Below are 21,289 nucleotides of genomic sequence, written 5' to 3'. Positions count from 1 at the left end.
GACTACCGAGCGTCAATGAATGTGCTCGGCAGAAGCGCGATCGACTGTTTCCATCTGCAAGGTGGTGTGGTCGAGATCGTATTTCTCCTGCAAGACCTGCTCGACCGCGCGGCGCACGGTTTCGCCCTCCGCGCCGTCGGCCAGCACAATATGGGCGGTCAGGGATTGCTGGTTCTTGGTGAGCGACCAGACATGAAGGTCGTGGAGGGTCGCCACACCCGGTACAGCCAGCACGGCTTTCTGCAAGTCGTTGAGGTCGAGTCCCGCAGGGACGCCTTCCAGCAGGATATTGATGCATTCCTTGAGCAGCACCCATGTGCGCGGAAAGACCATGAACCCGATACCGATGGCGATCACCGAATCCACCCATTCCCATCCGGTCAGATAAATGATCGCAGCGCCGACGATCACGCCGACAGAGCCCAGCATATCCGCCCAGACCTCGAGATAAGCGCCCTTGACGTTTAGGCTTTGATCCTTGTGCCCCATCAAGACCCTCATCGATATCAGGTTGATCACCAGCCCGATCACGGCGACGACCATCATGCCAACCGATTGCACATCGGCTGGACTTGAAAGACGCACATAGGCTTCATAGAGGATATAGAAAGCCACGCCGAGCAGCAGAAGTGCATTGACCGTCGCGGCAAGGATTTCGAACCGGGCATAGCCGTAGGTGCGAAGGATATCGGCGGCCCGGCGGCCAAGATATATGGCGATCAGGGCAAGAAGCAGCGCAAAACTGTCCGTCGCCATATGCATGGCGTCGGATAACAGCGCCAAACTGCCGGTGACGAAACTGCCGATGATCTCGATGATCATGAAAAGGCTGGTTATAGCAAACGCGATCCATAGCCTTGGTAGCGGCGTATCGCTGACATCTCCGTGGTCGTGATCACCGCTCATGCCGGTCCTCCGCACAGATTGTGTTTTTAGCTCGCTTCGCGCAGGCGTTCCGCCGTTTGCAGATCGACCGAAACCAGCTGGCTGACGCCCTGTTCGCCCATGGTGACGCCGAACAGACGATTCATACGCGCCATGGTGATCGGATTATGCGTGATGACCACGAAACGCGTTTCGGTTGAAGCCGCCATCTCATCCATCAGATTGCAATAGCGCTCAACATTGTGGTCGTCGAGTGGCGCGTCCACTTCGTCCAGCACGCAGATCGGCGCCGGATTGGTGAGAAACACCGCAAAGATCAGCGCCATCGCCGTCAGCGCCTGCTCGCCGCCTGACAGCAGCGTCATGGTCTGCGGCTTTTTCCCGGGTGGACGGGCGAGAATTTCAAGCCCGGCTTCCAGCGGATCGTCGCTTTCGATCAGTTGCAGTTCCGCCGTGCCGCCGCCGAACAGATGCGTGAACAGGCGCTGGAACTGCACATTCACCACCTCGAAAGCAGCCAGCAGACGCTCGCGTCCTTCGCGGTTCAGGCTCTGGATCGCCTGACGCAATTTCTTGATCGCCTCAATGACATCCTCTCGCTCGGATACGATCGCGTCGAGACGGTCCGAAAGCTCCTGGCTTTCCTCTTCCGCGCGCAGGTTCACCGCGCCAAGCCGCTCGCGCTCGATCTTGAGCCGCTCCAGCTGGCGTTCCAGCTGATCGGGGTCAGGAATAGCATCATCGGCCTTCAGCCCGGTATGGCGGATCGCTTCATGCGGCGCACAGTTCAGCGCCTCAACGATACGGGCTTCCGCGTCCTTGCGCCGCTCTTCGGCTGCGGCAAGACGTTCTTCGGCGCGAGCACGCTGCTCGCGACTTGATGCCAGATGCTGAATGGCAAGCGTCGCGGCCTTGTCGAGTTCGGCCTGCGCGGTCTCAGCCGCGGCCAGAATATCAGCGGCTTCTTTACGACGATCATCCGCCAGGGAAAGCTCGTTCAACAGCGCCCGACGGCGGGCCTCGATCTCGTCCGGCGCTTCGGCCAGACCTTCCGCCTCGTCTGCCGTCTCGGCGCGACGGTCGTTCAGCGACGCAATCTGCCGGTCGGCATTTTCCGCGCGCGAAATCCAGTTGCGTCGCTCCAGCGCAATCATGTCCAGACGGCGCAACCGCGCTTCGGCTTCGCGACGCAGCCCTTCATAAGCGGCGCGTGCTTCGGCCAAAGCCGTGCGGTCGGAGAGGACTTCGCTCGTCAGCGCTGCAAGGCGTTGCGCAATGGCCTCCAGATCCGGCATTTCACCGAGCCGGTCTTCCGCTTCCGCGACGCGGATCTGCGCTTCTTCCAGATTTTCTTCCAGCCGCGCCTTGGATTCGTCCAGAGCCGAACGGCGGGTTGCAAGCTGCCCTGCCGCACGCTCGGCGACCGCCAGCGCTTCACGCGCCTCGTCCAGCTTGCGCTGATTGGTGCGCCACTGATCGCGGGCGACACGCTCATGTTCAACGGCTTCGCGCACCGAAGCTTCGGCGCGGCGCACTGCCTGTTCGGCCTCATCGACGCCGTTGCGGGCGACAACCGATTCCTGCTCCAGTTCGCTCAGGCGGTTCTTCTGTGCCAGACGTTGTGCTGCCGGTGTCGGCGCATCGGCGCTTGCCGTGTAACCATCCCAGCGCCACAGCGCACCGGCCTTGCTCACCAGCCGCTGGCCGGGACGCAAAAGCGCCTGCAATCGCTGACCATCACTGTCCGACACAACGCCGACTTGGGCCAGCCTGCGGCGCAATTGCTGCGGCCCATCGACCAAGCGGTCGAGCGGCGTCGCCCCTTGTGGCAAGGCCGGATCGGCTTCCGGTGCCGGATTATAAGCCCAATAGACCGGTGCATTGTCGTCGCTTGCCGCGTCGAGGTCTTCACCCAAGGCCGCGCCGAGGGCGATTTCATAACCCTTTTCAACGCGCAGCTCTTCCACCACCGGCGGAAACAGGCCGGTTTCGCCAGCATTGAGAATACGCGCCAGCGTCTGCGCTTCGGTCTCGATGCGGTTCAGTTCCGTGCGCGCTTCGTTCAGAGGCTGACGGCTTGCCGCTTCGACTTCGCGTGCGCCTGCGACCAGTTCTTCTGCCGCAACAACCGCTTCTTCTGCCGCAGCAAGCGCATCCGCACAGGCATCAACCACGATGCGCTTTTCAGCCGGGTCGAACAGACCGCCGATCTGCTGGACGACAGTGGCAATATCGCGCTCGATGGCGTCCATCTGCACGGCAAGGCGGTCGCGGCGATCCTGTGTTTCCTTCAAAGCGCGTTCGATCTGCGCCCGTTCGGCGGTCGCTTCCGCCCGTTCGGCGGTCACCCGCGCCAGCGCGCCTTCGCTATCGGTCAGGCGAATTTCCGCCTCTTCGAACAGCGCACGCAATTCCTCGTCGCGCTCGCCCGATGCTTCGTTGGAGGCGACCAGTTCCTGTTCTTCTTCTTCCAGCTTCGCCAGAATATCGGCATTCTCGCGCACCATCTGCTCTTCACGAGCAATGTCGGCAGTCAGCTGTTCTAGCCGCTTCATCAGCTCGGCGCGGCGGGCGCGAATGCGTCCGTCCTCTTCGTCCAGTTGGGTGCGGGCAATTGATAGGCGCTGCAAGGCGGCGGCAGCCTTGGCTTCGGCCTCGCGCAGTTCCGGCAGCATATGCGCGCCGACCGCCTGATCGCGAGCCGCGTTCATCTGCGCCTTCGCCATATCGCCGACAGTCGCGGTCGCAGCCGACAAGGCGCTTTGTGCCTCGCCTTCCTGCGCTTTGGCCTGGCTCCAGCGCAGATGCAGCAAGGCGGCTTCCGCACGGCGGATATCGGCGGACAGCGCCTTGAAACGGTTGGCCTGACGCGCCTGACGCTTCAGGCTTTCGATCTGGCTACCCAACTCGCCGACCACATCGTCAAGACGGTCGAGATTGCCCTCGGCAGCACGCAAGCGCAATTCCGCTTCATGGCGACGCGTATGGAGGCCGGAAATACCGGCAGCTTCTTCCAGAAGCGCACGGCGTGCCTGTGGTTTTGCCTGAATGAGTTCGCCGATGCGCCCCTGCCCGACCATGGACGGCGAACGCGCGCCGGTCGATTGATCCGCAAAGAGCAACTGCACATCCTTGGCGCGAGCTTCCTTGCCATTGATGCGATAGACGGAGCCTGCCTCGCGCTCGATACGGCGCGACACCTGCAACTCATCGGCGTCATTATAGCTCGCGGGAGCCGTGCGGTCGGAATTGTCGAGGAAAAGCGTCACTTCCGCCGTATTGCGCGCCGGGCGCGTGGCAGAACCGGAGAAAATGACATCGTCCATGCCGGAAGCGCGCATGTTCTTGTATGAGTTTTCACCCATCACCCAGCGCAGAGCTTCGACAAGATTGGATTTGCCGCAGCCATTCGGCCCGACGACGCCGGTCAGCCCGCCTTCGATGACGAACTCCATCGGCTCGACGAAGGACTTGAAACCGACAAGGCGCAATTTGGAGAAGCGCATCAGCAAGCGCCCCCAGTTTTATCGCCCATTCCAGAAACGACAAAAGCGGACGCAGTGATGCGTCCGCTTTTCATCCGGGAAAACGGGTCAGAGAAGCTTGTCGATGATTGCCGACATTTCGTCAACCGAAAGGGCTCCAGCGTATTTTTGGCCGTTGATGAAGAAGGTTGGCGTCGCGTTGACTCCATAATCCTTCGATCCACGTTCCATCGTGGCTCTCACATCATCGAGAACTTGCTGGTTCGTCAAGCAAGCCTTGAAGGACTCCTGTGTAAAACCGGCAAGTTTTGCGATTTGCAGCAGGGCGGCTTCACCATCTTCGGCGGTTGCCCACTGTTGCTGCTGCTTGAAGAACACGTCGACCATCGGGAAATAGCGGTCTTCCGGGGCGCAGCGCGCCAGCATGAAAGCAGCCGTTGCGCGCGGATCGAATGGGAATTCGCGGAAGATGAGCCGCGCCTTGCCTGTATCGATATATTTTTCCTTGATTTTCGGGAAAGTATTGATCGTGAATTCGGCGCAATGCGGGCAGGTCAGCGATGCATATTCGATGATCGTCACCGGTGCATCGGCCTTGCCGTAGACCATATCCTTGAGCTTGCCCGGCTCGGCGATCTTCGCCGCATCGACAGTGCCTTCCGGGGCACGGTCCTGCGCCAGAGCGCCCGTTGCAGAAGCTCCTGCAAAAGCCAGGCCGGCAGCAGCCGATCCAGCGAGAGAAATGACGTGTCTGCGATTAAGTACTGCAGGCATCCGAATCATCCAGTCCTGTTTCATTTGGTTGTTCGATATATAATCTAAGGCGGCAGAGAAATATTCGCCAGACCCGCATCGTTCACATGAAAGTCAGCAGAGCGCCGATATTGTTTCCATATGCAGAACGACTAGCCCAGTTCTTGCTTCAACTCGCTGCAAACTGCCGAAGCCTTGCATCAAATTTATGGCGGCTTGTATCGCAATTAAGCGTTTTTGCAATTGCAGGAAGTTTCTGGCAACGCACTGAGCTTAATCCGTCTTTTTGCCGGAACTGCGCTTTTCCGCCAGAATATTCTTGCCAAGCCGCGCTAATGCCGCCCGCAAGGCATCATCCTCGATACCGTCCGTTGCCTTGTCGATCCGGCGCTCTTCCGAAGGGGCCAGCGGAGCAAGCCGCTTGGCCCGGCGCTTGGCCGGTATAGCGGGCGGCTTTTGCTCGATGCGGATGCGCCCGATGGCCGAAAAGCCAAGAAAGCCGTTGACGCGACTGATGATTTCGCCCGTCTCGTGCTGGATCTGTAAGGCGACAAAACCTTCGCAGGCGATGATCAGCGTGGCAGGCTTGAACGGGTCATCTTCATGCAGGCGACGCGGCCAGAGAATACGCAACGGGCGCGATGTGGCGCCAATGGCCGGGCCGACGATATCTTCCCAGGATTGCAGGAGCGAGAGATTGATGCCCGCACGTTTCTGGAGCATCGGGTCCATCAGACCCGAGGTCATATCCGCCAGCGGTCGAAATCCGCGTTTTGATTTTGGCTCGCTCATCGCGCTCCATTATAGCCGCGAAACCACTCCACAAACAAAGGAATACCTTCATCGAGCGTCGTTTTGGGGCTGAAACCCAGATCGCGGGCGGCCAGCGTGATATCCGCATAGGTGCGCGGAACGTCTGCGGCAGGCATCGGTTCAAGCCTGCGGATCGCGTCCCTACCCGTCGCCTTCTCGATTGCCGCAATGAAATCATTGAGCATGACCGGGCGGTTGTTGCCGAGATTATAGACCGGCGCGGTTTCCTCCGGCTTTTCCAGAATGCGTTTCACGGCGCCGACAACGCCGCTGACGATATCCTCCACGAACGTAAAATCGCGCTGCATCTCGCCATTGTTGAAAACGCGGATGGGCTCCCCTTTCAGGATCGCCGAAGTGAAAAGCCATGGCGCCATATCCGGTCGTCCAAAGGGGCCGTAAACCGTGAAGAACCGCAGGCCCGTCGAATGCAGCTTGTGCACATGGCTGTAGGAAAAAGCCAAAAGTTCGCCCGAGCGCTTCGTCGCGGCATAGACCGATACCGGATGATTGACCGGATCGCTTTCCGAAAAAGGAATTTTCTCGTTTGCGCCATAAACCGAAGACGAACTGGCATAGACCACAGGCGGGCGCTTCCCGAGCTTCAGCGCGGTCTCGAAAATATTGACCTGCCCCATGACATTGGCCGAAACATAGGCAGCCGGGTTTTCGATGGAATAACGCACGCCCGCCTGCGCGGCCAGATGCACGATCACATCGGAATCCCTGTCCGCGCCAATGGCAGTCTTGATCGCTTCCGCATCCGCAATATCGGCTTTGGCAAAACGAAAGCCGTCGCGTGCGAGGAGCTTGGCGAGCCGCGTTTCCTTCAGCTCGACCTGATAGTAGTCATTGACATTATCGATGCCGACAACCTGCCAGCCTTCGTCCAGCAGGCGTTGCGCCGTGTGGTATCCGATGAAACCGGCGGCCCCCGTTACTATCGCTTTCATGCAATCGACTTCTTTCCGAATACGCACATTTCAAGTCCGGCGCGCCGTGCGGCCATGACCCGGCGGGACGCGGCTGCATTCAGCGCCGCAAGGAAGAACATGGTCGACGAAATCGTGACTTCGTGCAGCAGCGGATTGTGCAGCATGCCGTAACTGCCTGAGACGATAGCGAAATAGATCAGGGCTCTGCGCATTGCCCAGCTATCTGCGGTTCGCCACAGATAGACGAAAATGGACAGGAAGGCACCGGTCATGAAGATCAGGCCGATGATACCGTCATTCAGCAATTCGTCGAGAACAGTATTGTGCACATGGCGGAAACCAGCCAGCATCGGAGCCTGTTCGCCCGCTTCCGTCCGCACCTCATTCATTTTGGAATAGGAACCGATGCCCGCAATCGGATGCTGCACGATGATCTTGCTGGAGCTTTTCCACAGCACCTCACGAATATCGGCAGAAATCTTGTCTTCCCACTGCTTGCTGTCACCGGTGTCGTAATATTCGATCATGCCCGAAAAGCGCTTCGAAATGATGTCGCCGACAGGACCGACGACAACCAGCGCCGCCAAAGCAACGCCCAGCGCGGCGTAAACACTCCCCTGCTGGCGGATGCTGAAACGCTTCAGAAAGAAAATGATTTCAATCGCAGCAAAGATAGGCAGAACCACGATCACGGCCCGGGTTTCGGAGGTCAAAACCGCCGCCAGACCAAGCACGAGCCAGTGCGGCCCGTTCGGGAGATAGCGCGATGCCTGGCGCAAAGGTATCGCTGCCGAGATGGCCGAGACGCCCACAACAAAGGCAAAAACCGCCTGATTGCCGCCGATCCCGATACGTCCGCCAGCGGTGACCGCCAGATACAGCGCAGCAATAGTGGCGACGAGGACGCCGACGCGCGCGCCAAGCACATAGGCGCGCAGCGGGTCGCGGATCAAAGCCATGCCGGAGCCTGCAAAGGCGAAAACCGCAATCAGCAGCGTATAGCCGATCTGACGGTTATCGTTGAACGGTTCACCGCGAAACAGGATCAGCCCAAGCGACCAGGCCGCATAAAGCAGAATGAAAATATAGAATTTCTTGCAATGGAGCCGCGCGACCGCATGGCGGCCGCAAGCCATATAGATCCCGATGCAAGAAAAGACGAATAAAATCAAAGGACCGAGGCCGACCCGGATAGGCATCGCCGCCGAGGCCACGCCCAAAATCCAGGGATCTACCCTGCGGCGAACTAAAAAGGATTTTTTGAAATAACTCAATCGGTTGCCTCTCTGAGATTCCTCTTCGCAAGTGCATAAACGATTCGCCTGACATAATCGGCAGTCCTGAAAAAAAGCGTAGTTAGCCTTTTGTATGGCGGCAATCGCTTTTTAGCGTAAGCTGAACGGCCCTGTGCAATTGTCGATACAGCAACCTCGGAGAATTCCACCACCGGTTTGTCGGTAGTGAAAATCTCGTAATGGCCAGCCCATCCTCGTTCAAGTGCAACATCGTAAGGGACCCGCATGGGGCGTATCCCAGCCAGCAGTTTCGCAGCCCCTTCCCGTGTCACGATATAAGCAGCAGAGCTTCCCAGCGGTCCATGCAGACAACGCCCGATCGCGAACTCGTCATCGACTTGACGGAAAGACCGGAATGCCGCCGTGCGGTGATTGACCAGTTTGATCGCATCCCAACCGCTGATTCGGATCGCTTTTTCAACGAAGGGCATAAAAGCGGGCGTAAACAGGACATCGTCCTCGACCAGAACGGCAAAGGGTTCCGGGGCCGCAGCGATGACTTCAAGCGCGCTAATGTGGCTGAAATAGCAACCAATTTCGGCAGGCATGGCGATTTTGCCATGGCAGCGTCGGAAACCGGCCTCATCGAAATCGCCAAGCTCGTCCGGCTGCAACAGCTTGCCTTCCACAGCCTCGACGCGCCGCAGATCGAGCGAAAACGCGTCAGCGCTTTGTTGCAGGCGCTCCCATCGGTCTCGCGAACGCGCGAGATTGATGACATAAACCGGTACGGAATTAATCACTGATTCTCTTTCCACGGCAAAAGCGCGATGGGAGGATTTGTAACGCGCCAGACCCATTTGCCAAGTGCTGACAATGTTTGGCTTTACACTATCGCTGTTTTTTCTATCAACTACAGTAAACGTGACATTTTTTGGAAAGCCGCTGCGACTTTGAACTCCACCGCCCGCCCGATCACTGCTTCGCCTCAAGCCAAAAGCGGCTCCACACGCAGCGGCCAGCTTTTGAGCTGGTATGATCGCCATCACCGTGTTCTGCCCTGGCGCGTGACGCCCTCAGAACAGACGCGCGGCATACGGCCCGATCCTTACCGGGTCTGGCTTTCGGAAATCATGCTTCAACAGACGACTGTTGAGGCCGTGAAATCCTATTTCACCGCTTTCGTCGCACGCTGGCCGAACGTGCGCGCCATGGCGAACGCCAGCGAAGACGATATTCTGCGCGCATGGGCCGGGCTTGGTTACTATTCCCGCGCCCGCAACCTCAAGAAATGCGCCGACCTCGTTGCCGCACAATATGGCGGCAAATTTCCAGGCAACGCCGCAGCCCTGAAGGAACTGCCCGGCATCGGCGACTACACATCGGCAGCGATCGCCGCAATTGCCTTCGGCGAAAATGCCGCAGTGGTGGACGGCAATGTCGAGCGCGTCATTTCGCGGCTCTATGCCATCGACACGCCGCTGCCAGCCGCCAAACCGCAAATCCGCGCCCTGATGGCCGAGATGACACCGTCAGACCGCCCCGGCGACTTTGCACAGGCGATGATGGATCTCGGCGCAACGATCTGCACAACGCGCAGACCCGCCTGCGCGATTTGCCCGGTCAATGATAACTGCATCGCACTCGCCACCCGCGACCCGGAGGAATTTCCGGTCAAGGCGCCGAAGGCGGAAAAGCCGATCCGCACTGGTGCGGCTTTCGTTGCCATGAGCGGAGACGGTGCAATCTTTCTGCGCAAGCGAAAAGGCGAAGGCCTGCTTGCGGGCATGACGGAAGTGCCGGGCAGCCCGTGGACCGCGCGTATTGATGGCGACGCGACCGTCAACGCGGCCCCCTTCCCGGCTTCATGGAAACCGGCGGGCAGCATTACCCATGTCTTCACCCATTTCGAATTGCGCCTCTCGGTCTACCGCGCCGAGAATGTGAGCGAGCGTTTGGCCGCAAACGGCTGGTGGTCGGCACCCGACGAACTCGCGGGAGAAGCCCTGCCCACTGTGATGAAGAAAGCCATCGCAGCAGCGGTGCCGGATGCCTTCAAGCAGGCTAGCAAACCCAAAAGGAAGAAACCGTGATCTCTCCAATCAAACATGTCGTTTTCGATATCGGCAAGGTTCTCATCCACTACGATCCGGAACTGGCCTATCTCGACATCATTCCCGACACCGAGCGGCGGCGCTGGTTTCTGGAAACGGTCTGCACGGGTCCGTGGAATGTCGAACAGGATCGCGGGCGCAGCTGGCAGGATGCCGAAGCGCTGTTGATCGGCACCCACCCGGAATGGCGCGAGCAGATTCTGGCTTTCCGGCAAAACTGGTCGCGCATGGTGCCGCATGCCTATGATGAAAGTGTCGCCATTCTGCGCGGGCTGATCGCCTCGGGGAACGATGTCACCATGCTGACCAATTTCGCCTCAGACACCTTCCGCGAAGCGCAGGTCCGGTTTCCTTTTCTGACGGAAAGCCGGGGTGTCACCGTTTCGGGCGACGTGAAGATGCTGAAACCCGACCGGGAAATCTACGACGCGCATGTCGCGGCGTTCGACCTTGACCCGGCGGCAACGCTGTTCATCGATGACTCGCTGCATAATGTGGACGGCGCAAAAGCTGCCGGCTGGCAGGCCGTTCATTTCACCGGTGCACCCAAACTCGCCGTCGACCTGAAGTCCCTCGGCCTTACGTTCTGATAAAAGCGAAAACGCCCGAAGCATTCGCTCCGGGCGCTCCATGATCAGACTTTGCTGGAGGCCGTCCGATGAGAATTATGCTCAGGCGCCTGCTGCCGCCATCTCGTCGCGGATGACTTTGCGCAGATCGTCGATAGGTTTCAGCAAGCCTTCTTCTTCAAAATGCCAGAAGGTCCAGCCATTGCAGGCGTCGAACCCTTGCACCTTGGCGCCGATACGATGGATCGAACCAGCTTCGCCATTGGCGGCCAGCGTGCCGTCAGCGCGAACGATCGCTGCAAAGCGGCGGCGCGCATCGCAAAGAACCGTTCCCGGACGTAAGAGACCTGCTTCCAGCACGCTGGTGAAAGCCACACGCGGTTCAGCGCGCTTGCCGGTCATGACGGTCAGTTCGGCCTTGCCGAGCGTCTCGACTGCATCGATGCGAGCGGTTGCGGCGTCGATATAGGTCTGTTCGCGTTCGATACCGACAAAATGGCGTCCGAGACGCTTGGCCACCGCGCCGGTCGTGCCAGAACCGAAGAATGGGTCGAGAATAACGTCTCCCGGCTTGCTCGAAGCCATCATGATGCGGGCCAGAAGCGCTTCCGGCTTCTGCGTCGGATGAACCTTGTCACCGTTCTCGTCCTTCAGGCGTTCTGAACCCGTGCAGATCGGAAACAGCCAGTCCGAGCGCATCTGCACATCGTCATTGGCGGCTTTCATCGCTTCATAATTGAAGGTGTAGCCTTTGCCCTTCTGGTCGCGCGATGCCCAGATCAGCGTCTCATGCGCGTTCTGGAAACGGCGTCCGCGGAAGTTCGGCATCGGATTGGTTTTGCGCCAGATCACGTCATTGAGGAGCCAGAAGCCCAGATCCTGCAACTGCGTGCCGACGCGGAAAATATTGTGATAGGAGCCGATAACCCATATCGTGCCATTCGGCTTCAAAACGCGGCGGCAGGCCAGAAGCCAGGCGCGGGTGAAGGCGTCATAGGCCTGAAAGCTTTCGAACTGGTCCCAATGATCGTCAACGGCGCTGACCATCGACTGATCCGGGCGATGCAGATCGCCACCCAGCTGAAGATTGTAGGGCGGATCGGCAAAGATGACATCGACGGAATGATCCGGCAGGCGCTCCAGAGCGGAAACGCAATCACCCTTGATGATGGAGTCGAGCCAGGCGGTACGCGGGGCCTCGATGGGCAACTCATGGGCAAGACGTACTAGGGACATGGGATACTCGATTACCTGTGGACGCGAAAACTTGTCCTTATGGTTACCGGGTAGGGTAAATATGGCGTTAACGCCAAGGTATTGAAATCGTAAACCTTTTCTTAAAAAGGCAACAAAGTCCCGGCTTTCCGGGCTTTTTCCTTTCAAACGATGCGGAACAATTTCATGACTGCCATCTTAACGCCGTCATCGAAATGCAAAGGCCGACGGGTAATGCGTCGTCTCCAATAAGGCTTGGTTATCCCTTTCCGGCTATGATTTGCGAACAATCAGCCTTCGAGGCAACTGAGCCGACCGAACCGCGCCTGTCAGGTTTTTGCATATGAATTTCGCAGAACTGCGCCATAACCGTTATTTGAGGGTGTTCTTCGTTCCCTTCCGCATGCGCGCCGTTGTGCGCGGCAGCGAAATCGGTCTCGTCATCGCGGGTGTGGTGATCGGTATCATATCCGGCCTTGCCGTTGCGGCCATCGGCGGCATATCGCAATGGATGCATCAGGCGCTGTTTGCGCTGGAACCCGGCGAAAAGCTCAGTTCTGCGGCGCAGCTTTATCCCAGCGCCTTCATCGCGCCGCTGGCTGGCGGCATTCTTATGGGGATTATCATCTGGGTGCTGGCGCGTTGGCGCAAGCGCCCCATCGTCGATCCCATCGAAGCCAATGCCTTGCATGGCGGTCGCCTGTCACTCACCGATAGCTTTATTCTCGTCGGGCAAAACCTGATTTCCAACGGCTTTGGCGCTTCGGTTGGCCTGGAGGCCGCCTATACACAGCTTGCCAGCGGTTTCGCATCGCGCATCGGGCGCGCGCTCAAACTGCGCCGGGCCGACTTGCGTACGCTGGTCGGCTGCGGTGCGGCAGCGGCCATTGCCAGCGCGTTCAACGCGCCCCTCACCGGCGCATTTTATGCATTCGAGCTTATCATTGGCGTTTATTCCATCGCCACACTGGCCCCGGTGGTCGTCGCGGCGATTGTCGGCACTTTGGTGACGCAGGCCATTGGGGGCACACCTTTTCTGATCGATATCGGCAACATCGACGCCATCACCCCACGCGATTACGTGCCCGCATTGCTGCTGGGCTTTGTTTCGGCAGGGATCGCCATTTTGATCATGCGCGGCGTAACATTCGTCGAGCAAATCACCCGGCGCAGTTTTCTGCCCAATGTACTGACACCGGCTATCGGCGGGGCCATCGTCGGTCTGATCGCCTTCTTCTCGCCGCAGGTGCTGGCGTCCGGCCATGGCGCGCTGCATCTCGATCTGAATGCGAATATTACCATCTCGGCGCTGCTGTTGCTGATCCTGACGAAATCGCTGGCCTCGGCGATTTCCATCGGCTCCGGCTTTCGCGGCGGTCTGTTCTTCGCATCGCTGTTTCTGGGCGCATTGACCGGCAAGCTTTTCGCGGCGGTCGCGGGCGTGGTGCTGCCAACCAGCCTGACGCTTGCGCCGGAAGTCTATGCGGTGATCGGCATGTCATCACTGGCCGTCGCCATCGTCGGCGGCCCCATGACCATGACGTTTCTGGCGCTGGAACTGACCGGCGATTTTCCGATTTCCATGCTGGTGCTGGGTGCTGTCGTGTCCTCCTCGCTGATGGTCCGCAAGACCTTCGGCTACTCCTTCGCCACCTGGCGCTTCCACCTGCGCGGCGAAGCCATCCGCTCGGCGCATGATATTGGCTGGATACGCAATCTGACCGTCAGCCGCATGATGCGTCACGATGTGCGCACCGTGCTGATCGACACGGATATCGAAACCTTCCGCCACGATTTCCCGCTTGGTTCCACCCAGCGGGTCATCGCGGTGGACGCGCAAGGACGCTATGTCGGCATGATCCCCGTGCCGGAAGTCTATGCCGACAGTTTCGACAGTTCGGAAAACCACAGCATCAGCGAGCTTTTGAAGTATCAGGATGAATTCCTGTTGCCGCAAATGAACGCAAAGGAAGCTGTCGTGCGGTTTGACCGTTCCGAAAGCGAAGCGCTCGCCGTGGTCAACAATGCGCAGGAACGCAAGGTCATGGGCCTGTTGAGTGAAGCGCATACGCTCAGGCGCTATAGCGAAGAGCTGGACCGCAGACGGCGCGAGGTCTCCGGTGAAGTTTGACGCTAGGGCTATAAAGTTGTAGCTGATCCTTCAATATTCCCGATGCGTTCCCGCAAGTGTGAATGCGTCCTCCTCCCGATAAGAAGGCTACCCACATGGCGGCTCCGTCCCTCATCATTTTCGATTGCGATGGCGTTTTGGTGGATTCCGAAATCATCGCTGCGGAAGTCGAATCCGTGCTTCTGACCGATGCCGGTTTTCAGATTTCCGCCGACGAACTGGCCGAACGTTTCGCCGGTCTCACCTGGCAGGACATCCTGCTGACGGTCGAGCGCGAGGCAGGCATAGCGCTTTCTGCTTCGCTGATCGATAAATCGGAAAGCATTCTCGATGAGCGCCTCAAGAACGAGGTCCAGGCTGTCGATGATATTGTGGAAGTGGTTTCGGCATTGAAGCTGCCGAAATGCATCTGCTCCAACTCGACCAGCGCACGGCTGGAAACCATGCTGAAGCGCGTTGAGCTTTACGATCTCTTTGCACCGAATATTTTTTCGGCAAAGGAAGTCGGCACCAAAAAGACCAAGCCCGCGCCGGATGTGTTCCTTTATGCGGCCAAGCAATTCGATGCCGATCCAAGCAATGTGATCGTGATCGAGGATTCCGTGCACGGCATCCATGGCGCGCGTGCCGCCGGTATGCGCGTCATCGGCTTTACGGGTGGCGCACACACCTATCCGGGCCATGCCGACCGCCTGACGGATGCTGGCGCCGAGACGGTGATCCACCGTCACAAGGATCTGGCGAGCGTCATCAACGCGCTATCGATCTGGATCGACGCCTGACACACAAGATGCCGGCACGCTGTCCGGTTTGATCCAAATATCGCGATAGCCCGAACGTTCGGGCTATCGTCTGTACTGCTTCAGTGTCTGAATCAAAAAGCGACAGGCCGTGGCGAAAATGGTGATTTCGAGAACCGGAGCTTGAGCCGTACTTTTGGGTACGTGAGCACCGGGAGCCTCGCGCAATCCAGAAAAGTTGCAGACTTTTCGGATCAGATTATGCGAATACAAAACTCAGATTGCCATTTGCAGTCCGGCATGGCGACTTTTGGAACAGACACTCAGGCGGCGGAGCGTTTGCTGCGCCCCTTCGGCGGCGCGTTGAGGATGGCCAGCAGTTCTTCGGCTTCCTGCTCGGCAAGACCGATCAGCAGCCGGGTCCCCATCATGACAGGCTCACCCGTAGACGTCTCGAAGATCGCCCAGGTATCCGTCGGTTCGAGAATACGTTCATATTTCTGTTTCATGGGTGCAGACTAGCGCAGACTCGTTGCTTTTCGTTTGAACATCGCTGTCGAATTTAATTCGAATTTTAGCTAAAGCGCGTTTTGCTTTTAGGATATTCACAGAATGCGGTAAGACATCAGTCTATCTAACCACGCGGCTCGCCGCCAATGCCCAGAAACGAGCCTTTTCGGGTCGTCTTCCGGCGTTTTACGGGTTTTGCGGGTTTTGCAACCACCAGCGTTCGCGCGATGATCGCAGAGACCGGCTTGCCGAAATACCAGCCCTGCGCCTTGACCGGCGCGCTGTCGCCCGCACTTTCCCTGGCGAAATAGAGCGCCTGCGCCTCCGTTTCCACACCTTCAACAACCACGTCCAGACAATGCTGCCGCGCCATGGCCAATATCTGCGGAACGATCGAAACCGTGCTGCCATTATCGACGGTCCGCGTGAACGTCTTATCGATCTTGATCGCATCCACATTCAACGCGCCGAGATAAGCCAGGCTGGAATAGCCTGTTCCAAAATCATCGATATAGATGCGATGCCCCTTCTCGCGCAAATGATGGATCGCACCGGAAGCCTTCGCAAAATCCACCGCTGTACGCTCGGTCAGCTCCAGACCGATCTGCTGCGGGTCGATGGACGCTTTCACCAGCCGCGCCTCCAGCCGGTTGGCGAATTCCATGTCATGCAGGTCGCGGGCGCTTATGTTGATATTGATGCGCAAGCCGGGCTTGGCGCGCAACAGTTCGCCCATTTCGCTGATCACTGCATCGATTACATAAAGCGTTATGCGATGGATCAGCCCGCTCTTCTCCGCCCGCGTGATGAAAACATCCGGCGGAACAAAGTCTCCCTTATGAATCTCCCAGCGTATCAGAGCCTCAAAACCGACAATCGCGCCACTGACAGCATTGACAACCGGCTGGTAGACAACCTCCAGTTCCTTTTTTGTCAGCGCTCTGGACAGGAGCGTCATCAGAGAACGGTCGCGATTATTATAGACGCGCCAGCCAAGGCCAAGACTGCCAGCCGCCAGCATGCCAAGCACAATGGAAAGAAATGATCGCAGCCGCGCATGCAGGCTTGTACGGTCGATCTCTGTCCTCAGTGCAAGACAGATGAGCTTGTCCGGTTCGCAGGCATAGGCGTTCAGCTGGTCATGCTTTTCGACAAAATCCCGGATACGCCCGCCTGATAGCGGCTCCAGATCGGCATTGGCCGGATATTCATAGAAGCGGGCGAAATTCTCGCGCGACTGGTCGCTCATGAACAGGGCGAAGGCATAGCCCGGCGTATGCATGAAATCGAAGGCCGCCGGGCTTAGAACGACATTGGAATTGCCCTTGCCCATCACCGGGCCATAGGTTCCCGGCGTAACCAGCGGGCGGTCGGCATAGACGTAGGTTCCGTCAGGCAGCAGCACATCCGCCGTGGAGCGCGGTTCCTGCCGCGCCAGATCCGGCAGCAGCGTCGAACAGTTCAACCGGCCATCGATCAGCCGGCCGATATCCTTGATCTGGTAGGCTTTGAAGAGAATTCTGCGCAGGTAGACCCGCTCATCGGCGGAGCAAACCCTGTAGGGCGATTGTTCTGCCTGATCGAGAGTATTGTGCGCCGAGTCGATCAGCCGCCCCGCATAGGACAGCAATGCCTCCATATAGGCATTTACCTGCCGCTCATCGCCCATTCTTCGTAGTTTTTCGCCAACCCAATGCCCGGCGACCGCTCCACAGAGAAGCAGCAAGAGAAGGATAAGAGGAACTGGATTGAAAAGGCTGCCGCCACTGCTCCGCCTGCGCACCATCCGCCCTTGAAACCTCGCAAACGATCTGTGGCAGGGACTATACTGCTTATCCCGCATAAGCAGCTATATTAAATATAAGCACAGACCCACAGCATCAATATAAACATATAAAAACGATATGACTATTACACGAACCGCGTCTTTTGGGAACAATATTAATTTATTGGCAGTTTTTTGTTTTTGTATTAGATATCGCAAATATATCGACGCCCGTAACTGTTCCAATATCGGGCGTGAACAACAAAAAATGCGCGGGTTTTGCCCCGCGCATCTGGTTTTCCGATAAGCGCTCCGCCCTGTCAGGCGCTGCGAAAATTACTTGGCATTCGGGCCTTCATCGAAGCCGACGAAAATCTGAATATTCTGCTTGTCCGGCATTGGCAGCGAAATGCCCTTGTCGTTGAAGACGAACTGGGTCGCGGTATCGCCGTTGGTGATGGTGACCGCCTGCTTGTGCAGCTTGGAATAGACCACCTGATCACCCTGACGCACGGCCACACGCACCGGCATGGTGATGGTGCCGCTCTTATATTTCGGACCGGGCACAACCTTGCCAGCGGCAGCCACATCGATGGTAATGTTGCCGTCGCCATACTGGCACGAACGCGTCACATCGGTCAGCGATGCCTGATAGACCACCTGTGCCGGGTCCTTGTCGCCGCCCTTGGCATAGGTGCTGAAGAAGGCGGTTCCGTCACGCAGCGTCACCGTCGGGCAATAGGCGCGAAGCTCAGATGCGCTGATGCGCTTTGGACCTTCAGCCGCCATATCGCCAGGCTTTTCGCTGCCACTGGTCGTGCAACCCGCAAGCGCTGCGAGCAAAACCGTTGCAAAGACTGGAAACAACGATGAACGATTCTGTGATGCTTTCTGCATAAACCGGGCTTCCCTGCATTAATTCGTTTGTTTGAGAGCGCGCCGATTTCATTGAAACCGCCGGACCACCCCAATTTGTTCCGCCGCCACATTTCCCACCAGCAAGACCGCTTCGCACGTTTGCTGGAAATGAAACTTCTTTCCCATCGCATTTCCCAACGCAAAACCGCTTCGCACTTTTGCTGGAAATGCTTTATACCACTGCGCACAAAACAGTGCGCGATGACGTTTTCCCGTTTTTTGCCGCGAAGAGCAACCCCACCCCCTCCGGGATGTTTTAATTTCTTGCGGCTTTTTTATGGACGCCCTATTGCATTTGCACAGCTTTGAAACGCATCCCAATAAGATGCGCGTCGAATGAGACATGCGCAGCCGATCTGGGCAGATATCTGGAATGAAGGCCTGACGAAATGAAATATGTAAGCACACGCGGCGAAGCCCCGGTCCTGGGTTTTAGCGATGCATTGCTCGCCGGACTTGCCCGCGATGGCGGCCTCTATCTGCCGCAGGAATATCCGCAGTTTTCTCCAGAACAAATCCGCAGCCTGCGCGGAAAATCCTATGTCGAAATCGCGCTGGCCGTGCTGACGCCCTTCACCGGTGGCGAAATTCCGCAGGCCGATTTCGAACGCATGGTGCGCGAAGCCTATGGCACCTTCCGCCATGATGCCGTGTGTCCGCTGGTCCAGACCGGCGCGAACGAATTCGTGCTCGAACTCTTCCACGGCCCGACGCTCGCCTTCAAGGACGTCGCCATGCAGTTGCTGGCGCGCATGATGGATTATGTGCTGGCAAACCGTGGCGAACGCGCCACCATCGTCGGCGCAACCTCTGGCGATACCGGCGGCGCGGCAATCGAAGCCTTTGGCGGTCGTGACAACACGGACATCTTCATCCTGTTCCCGAATGGCCGCGTCTCGCCGGTGCAGCAGCGCCAGATGACTTCGTCGGGCTTCGCCAATGTTCATGCGCTCTCGATCGAAGGCAATTTCGACGACTGCCAGAACCTCGTGAAAGGCATGTTCAACGACCTCGCCTTCCGCGATGCGCTGTCGCTTTCTGGTGTGAATTCGATCAACTGGGCGCGTATCATGCCGCAGGTGGTCTATTATTTCACGAGCGCCTTGAGCCTCGGCGCGCCGGACCGTCCGGTGTCCTTTACTGTTCCAACCGGCAATTTCGGCGATATTTTCGCAGGCTATGTGGCCAAGCGCATGGGTCTGCCCATCGAACGCCTGATCGTCGCAACCAACGACAACGACATTCTGTCGCGCACGCTCGACACCGGCGCTTATGAAATGCGCGGTGTGGCCCAGACCACCTCGCCGTCGATGGATATCCAGATTTCGTCCAATTTCGAACGTCTGCTGTTCGAGGCCCATGGCCGCGATGATGCTGCCGTGCGCGGTCTCATGCAGAGCCTGAAGCAATCGGGCGGCTTCACCATTTCCGAAAAGCCGCTTTCGGCGATCCGCGCCGAATTCTCCGCAGGCCGCTCGACGGTTGCGGAAACGGCGGAAACGATCAAGTCGGTGCTGGCTGATGATGGTTATCTTCTCGATCCGCATTCGGCCATTGGCGTAAAAGTGGCTCGCGAAAATGTGTCCGGCGCAGCCCCGATGGTGGCGCTCGCCACCGCGCATCCGGCCAAATTCCCCGATGCCGTAAAGGCTGCATGCGGTGTCGAACCGCAGCTCCCGGCATGGCTGTCGGACTTGATGCAACGAAAAGAAAGCTTCACAGTTCTTCACAACGACCTGAAAATCGTAGAAGAATATGTAAGCCGCCATTCCAGAGCCCACGCCTGAGGCTCCGGAAAGGAAATTTGAGCCCGATCCTGAATCGGATCGGGCCCATGAAAAGTCAGAGCGGGGAATGCAGGGAGCAGTTCGCTTATGGGTGTTGAAGTAACGCGTCTTCCCAACGGGTTGACGATAGCCACCGATACCATGCCGCATGTGGAAAGCGTGGCGCTTGGAATCTGGGTTAAAGCCGGCGCGAGAAACGAAGCCGCCAACCGGCACGGAATAGCCCATCTCCTCGAACATATGGCCTTCAAGGGCACGGAAAACCGCTCTGCCTGGCAAATCGCCTCGGATATCGAAAATGTGGGCGGCGAGATCAACGCCGCAACCAGCGTCGAGACTACATCCTATTACGCGCGCGTGATGCGCGATGACATGCCTCTCGCCATTGATATCCTCTCCGACATCCTGACCGCATCGAAGTTCGACGAAGCCGAACTGGAGCGCGAAAAGCAGGTGATCATGCAGGAGATCGGCGCGGCGCACGACACGCCGGACGATATCGTCTTCGACCGTTTCACCGAAACAGCCTATCGTCACCAGCCCATCGGCCGCGCCATTCTTGGCGAGCCGGATACGGTGATGTCCTTCTCTTCCGCCGATCTGCGCCAGTATATGGACGAGCAATACAGCGCCGACCGCATGGTCGTAACGGCTGCTGGCGGCGTGGATCACGATGCTTTCGTCAAGGAAGTCGAAAAGCGTCTCGGCGGTTTCCGTGCCCATAACACGGCCCCGACGCTTGAGCTTGCCACCTATGTCGGCGGCGACTTCCGCGAAAACCGCGAATTGATGGATGCGCAGGTGCTAATCGGCTTTGAAGGCCGCGCCTATCATGTGCGCGACTTCTATGCCTCGCAGCTTCTGTCCATGGTGCTGGGCGGCGGCATGTCTTCCCGCCTGTTCCAGGAAGTGCGCGAAAAGCGCGGCCTGTGCTATTCGGTCTATGCCTTCCATTGGGGCTTTTCGGATACCGGCCTGTTCGGCATCCATGCCGCCACGGGTCGCGATGAACTGGTGGAACTGGTTCCGGTCATCATTGACGAGCTGCACAAGGCGGCGGATTCGATCAGTATCGAGGAAGTCAATCGCGCCCGGGCGCAATATCGCGCCAGCCTTCTGATGTCGCAGGAAAGTGCAGCCAGCCGCGCAGGCCAGCTGGCCCGCCAGTTCCTGCTCTATGGCCGCCCGGTCGACAATAACGAATTGATGGAACGCCTTTCCCTGATCACGCCGGAACGCCTGACGGACCTTGCAGGTCGCCTGTTCCTCGACAGCAAGCCGACCATCGCGGGTGTCGGCCCCGTTGGCCGCCTGATGAGCTTCGGCGACCTCACCGATGCGCTGTCGACCAATGCGCATACGAGAAAGATAGCTGTTTAAGGCCGTAGGGGAATAAGGGAATAGGGGAGTATGTGGCCGTGAAGATTTCGTTTT

At 58.2% G+C, this 21,289-nt stretch carries 17 protein-coding genes; 6 read left to right on the top strand and 11 right to left on the bottom strand.

Going from position 1 to position 21,289, the window contains the following annotated elements; genetic code table 11:
• Positions 1–12 precede the first annotated feature (12 nt).
• From HWD97_RS13840 to HWD97_RS13810, 7 genes are all read right to left on the bottom strand, one after another.
• Entirely contained in the window at positions 13–906 is an 894-nt protein-coding gene (locus tag HWD97_RS13840) for a cation diffusion facilitator family transporter (RefSeq protein ID WP_339439913.1), read from the bottom strand.
• 26 nt (positions 907–932) lie between these two features.
• Positions 933–4,391, bottom strand: a complete 3,459-nt coding sequence (gene smc, locus HWD97_RS13835) for a chromosome segregation protein SMC (protein WP_371835135.1) — start codon at positions 4,389–4,391, stop codon at positions 933–935.
• Between the two features lie 87 nt (positions 4,392–4,478).
• A complete protein-coding gene (locus HWD97_RS13830; RefSeq protein WP_109370185.1) occupies positions 4,479–5,144 on the bottom strand; it encodes a DsbA family protein in 666 nt (221 codons plus the stop codon).
• Between the two features lie 252 nt (positions 5,145–5,396).
• A complete protein-coding gene (locus tag HWD97_RS13825) occupies positions 5,397–5,915 on the bottom strand; it encodes a DUF721 domain-containing protein (protein ID WP_371835134.1) in 519 nt (172 codons plus the stop codon).
• Positions 5,912–6,889 (bottom strand): SDR family NAD(P)-dependent oxidoreductase, encoded by a 978-nt coding sequence (locus HWD97_RS13820; protein ID WP_371835133.1) that lies wholly within the window; start codon positions 6,887–6,889, stop codon positions 5,912–5,914. Before HWD97_RS13820 ends, HWD97_RS13825 begins: the two co-directional genes overlap by 4 nt.
• Positions 6,886–8,007 (bottom strand): O-antigen ligase family protein, encoded by a 1,122-nt coding sequence (locus HWD97_RS13815; protein WP_371835132.1) that lies wholly within the window; start codon positions 8,005–8,007, stop codon positions 6,886–6,888. The genes HWD97_RS13820 and HWD97_RS13815 overlap by 4 nt, the downstream gene beginning before the upstream one ends.
• A gap of 134 nt (positions 8,008–8,141) precedes the next feature.
• The gene (locus tag HWD97_RS13810; RefSeq protein ID WP_235858909.1) at positions 8,142–9,152 is read right to left on the bottom strand and encodes a glycosyltransferase family 25 protein; all 1,011 of its coding nucleotides are present in this window, start codon (positions 9,150–9,152) and stop codon (positions 8,142–8,144) included.
• Here HWD97_RS13810 and mutY point away from each other — a divergent pair.
• Positions 9,081–10,199, top strand: a complete 1,119-nt coding sequence (mutY, locus tag HWD97_RS13805; RefSeq protein WP_371835156.1) for an A/G-specific adenine glycosylase — start codon at positions 9,081–9,083, stop codon at positions 10,197–10,199. The two genes, HWD97_RS13810 and mutY, sit on opposite strands and share 72 nt — an antisense overlap.
• Positions 10,196–10,810: an HAD family phosphatase gene (locus HWD97_RS13800; RefSeq protein WP_339439919.1), complete on the top strand. Its 615-nt coding sequence runs from the start codon at positions 10,196–10,198 to the stop codon at positions 10,808–10,810. Before mutY ends, HWD97_RS13800 begins: the two co-directional genes overlap by 4 nt.
• An 81-nt stretch (positions 10,811–10,891) precedes the next feature.
• Here HWD97_RS13800 and HWD97_RS13795 read toward each other — a convergent pair whose 3' ends face one another.
• Positions 10,892–12,025, bottom strand: coding sequence for a site-specific DNA-methyltransferase (locus HWD97_RS13795; RefSeq protein WP_371835131.1), 1,134 nt, complete (start codon positions 12,023–12,025; stop codon positions 10,892–10,894).
• A gap of 322 nt (positions 12,026–12,347) precedes the next feature.
• On the opposite strand from HWD97_RS13795, the gene HWD97_RS13790 reads away from it, so the two are divergent.
• Both HWD97_RS13790 and HWD97_RS13785 read left to right on the top strand, forming a co-directional pair.
• On the top strand, positions 12,348–14,135 hold the full coding sequence (locus tag HWD97_RS13790; protein WP_124915221.1) for a chloride channel protein: 1,788 nt from the start codon (positions 12,348–12,350) through the stop codon (positions 14,133–14,135).
• Between the two features lie 95 nt (positions 14,136–14,230).
• On the top strand, positions 14,231–14,917 hold the full coding sequence (locus HWD97_RS13785) for an HAD family hydrolase (RefSeq protein ID WP_371835130.1): 687 nt from the start codon (positions 14,231–14,233) through the stop codon (positions 14,915–14,917).
• Between the two features lie 281 nt (positions 14,918–15,198).
• Here the strand turns inward: HWD97_RS13785 and HWD97_RS13780 are convergent, their stop codons facing one another.
• The 3 genes from HWD97_RS13780 to HWD97_RS13770 all read right to left on the bottom strand — a co-directional run bounded on the left by HWD97_RS13780 (position 15,199) and on the right by HWD97_RS13770 (position 18,047).
• A complete protein-coding gene (locus tag HWD97_RS13780) occupies positions 15,199–15,384 on the bottom strand; it encodes a hypothetical protein (RefSeq protein WP_109368510.1) in 186 nt (61 codons plus the stop codon).
• A gap of 125 nt (positions 15,385–15,509) precedes the next feature.
• On the bottom strand, positions 15,510–17,171 hold the full coding sequence (locus HWD97_RS13775) for an EAL domain-containing protein (RefSeq protein WP_371835129.1): 1,662 nt from the start codon (positions 17,169–17,171) through the stop codon (positions 15,510–15,512).
• Positions 17,172–17,486: 315 nt separating this feature from the next.
• Positions 17,487–18,047 (bottom strand): hypothetical protein, encoded by a 561-nt coding sequence (locus HWD97_RS13770; protein WP_109368508.1) that lies wholly within the window; start codon positions 18,045–18,047, stop codon positions 17,487–17,489.
• Between the two features lie 410 nt (positions 18,048–18,457).
• Between HWD97_RS13770 and thrC the strand changes: the two genes are divergently transcribed.
• Positions 18,458–19,855, top strand: coding sequence for a threonine synthase (gene thrC / locus HWD97_RS13765; RefSeq protein ID WP_371835128.1), 1,398 nt, complete (start codon positions 18,458–18,460; stop codon positions 19,853–19,855).
• Between the two features lie 87 nt (positions 19,856–19,942).
• Positions 19,943–21,235, top strand: a complete 1,293-nt coding sequence (locus HWD97_RS13760) for a M16 family metallopeptidase (RefSeq protein WP_371835127.1) — start codon at positions 19,943–19,945, stop codon at positions 21,233–21,235.
• The last annotated feature ends 54 nt before the right edge of the window (positions 21,236–21,289 follow it).

It is taken from the genome of Ochrobactrum sp. C6C9 (assembly GCF_022627935.1).
In the GTDB taxonomy this organism is placed as follows: Bacteria; Pseudomonadota; Alphaproteobacteria; order Rhizobiales; family Rhizobiaceae; genus Brucella; species Brucella teleogrylli.
The sequence above is the reverse complement of the archived record's forward strand: the minus strand, read 5'-3'. Positions and strand labels throughout refer to the sequence as shown.

What these genes read in the sequence shown, in the direction of transcription:
- HWD97_RS13820 (WP_371835133.1), bottom strand. Translation starts at nt 6,889, where the DNA reads ATGAAAGCGATAGTAACGGGGGCCGCCGGTTTCATCGGATACCACACG.
- HWD97_RS13770 (WP_109368508.1), bottom strand. Translation starts at nt 18,047, where the DNA reads ATGCAGAAAGCATCACAGAATCGTTCATCGTTGTTTCCAGTCTTTGCA.
- HWD97_RS13810 (WP_235858909.1), bottom strand. Translation starts at nt 9,152, where the DNA reads ATGGCGATCATACCAGCTCAAAAGCTGGCCGCTGCGTGTGGAGCCGCT.
- HWD97_RS13825 (WP_371835134.1), bottom strand. Translation starts at nt 5,915, where the DNA reads ATGAGCGAGCCAAAATCAAAACGCGGATTTCGACCGCTGGCGGATATG.
- HWD97_RS13815 (WP_371835132.1), bottom strand. Translation starts at nt 8,007, where the DNA reads ATGGCTTGCGGCCGCCATGCGGTCGCGCGGCTCCATTGCAAGAAATTC.
- thrC (WP_371835128.1), top strand. Translation starts at nt 18,458, where the DNA reads ATGAAATATGTAAGCACACGCGGCGAAGCCCCGGTCCTGGGTTTTAGC.
- HWD97_RS13785 (WP_371835130.1), top strand. Translation starts at nt 14,231, where the DNA reads ATGGCGGCTCCGTCCCTCATCATTTTCGATTGCGATGGCGTTTTGGTG.
- HWD97_RS13795 (WP_371835131.1), bottom strand. Translation starts at nt 12,025, where the DNA reads ATGTCCCTAGTACGTCTTGCCCATGAGTTGCCCATCGAGGCCCCGCGT.
- HWD97_RS13840 (WP_339439913.1), bottom strand. Translation starts at nt 906, where the DNA reads ATGAGCGGTGATCACGACCACGGAGATGTCAGCGATACGCCGCTACCA.
- HWD97_RS13790 (WP_124915221.1), top strand. Translation starts at nt 12,348, where the DNA reads ATGAATTTCGCAGAACTGCGCCATAACCGTTATTTGAGGGTGTTCTTC.
- HWD97_RS13780 (WP_109368510.1), bottom strand. Translation starts at nt 15,384, where the DNA reads ATGAAACAGAAATATGAACGTATTCTCGAACCGACGGATACCTGGGCG.
- HWD97_RS13830 (WP_109370185.1), bottom strand. Translation starts at nt 5,144, where the DNA reads ATGCCTGCAGTACTTAATCGCAGACACGTCATTTCTCTCGCTGGATCG.
- HWD97_RS13760 (WP_371835127.1), top strand. Translation starts at nt 19,943, where the DNA reads ATGGGTGTTGAAGTAACGCGTCTTCCCAACGGGTTGACGATAGCCACC.
- HWD97_RS13775 (WP_371835129.1), bottom strand. Translation starts at nt 17,171, where the DNA reads ATGGTGCGCAGGCGGAGCAGTGGCGGCAGCCTTTTCAATCCAGTTCCT.
- smc (WP_371835135.1), bottom strand. Translation starts at nt 4,391, where the DNA reads ATGCGCTTCTCCAAATTGCGCCTTGTCGGTTTCAAGTCCTTCGTCGAG.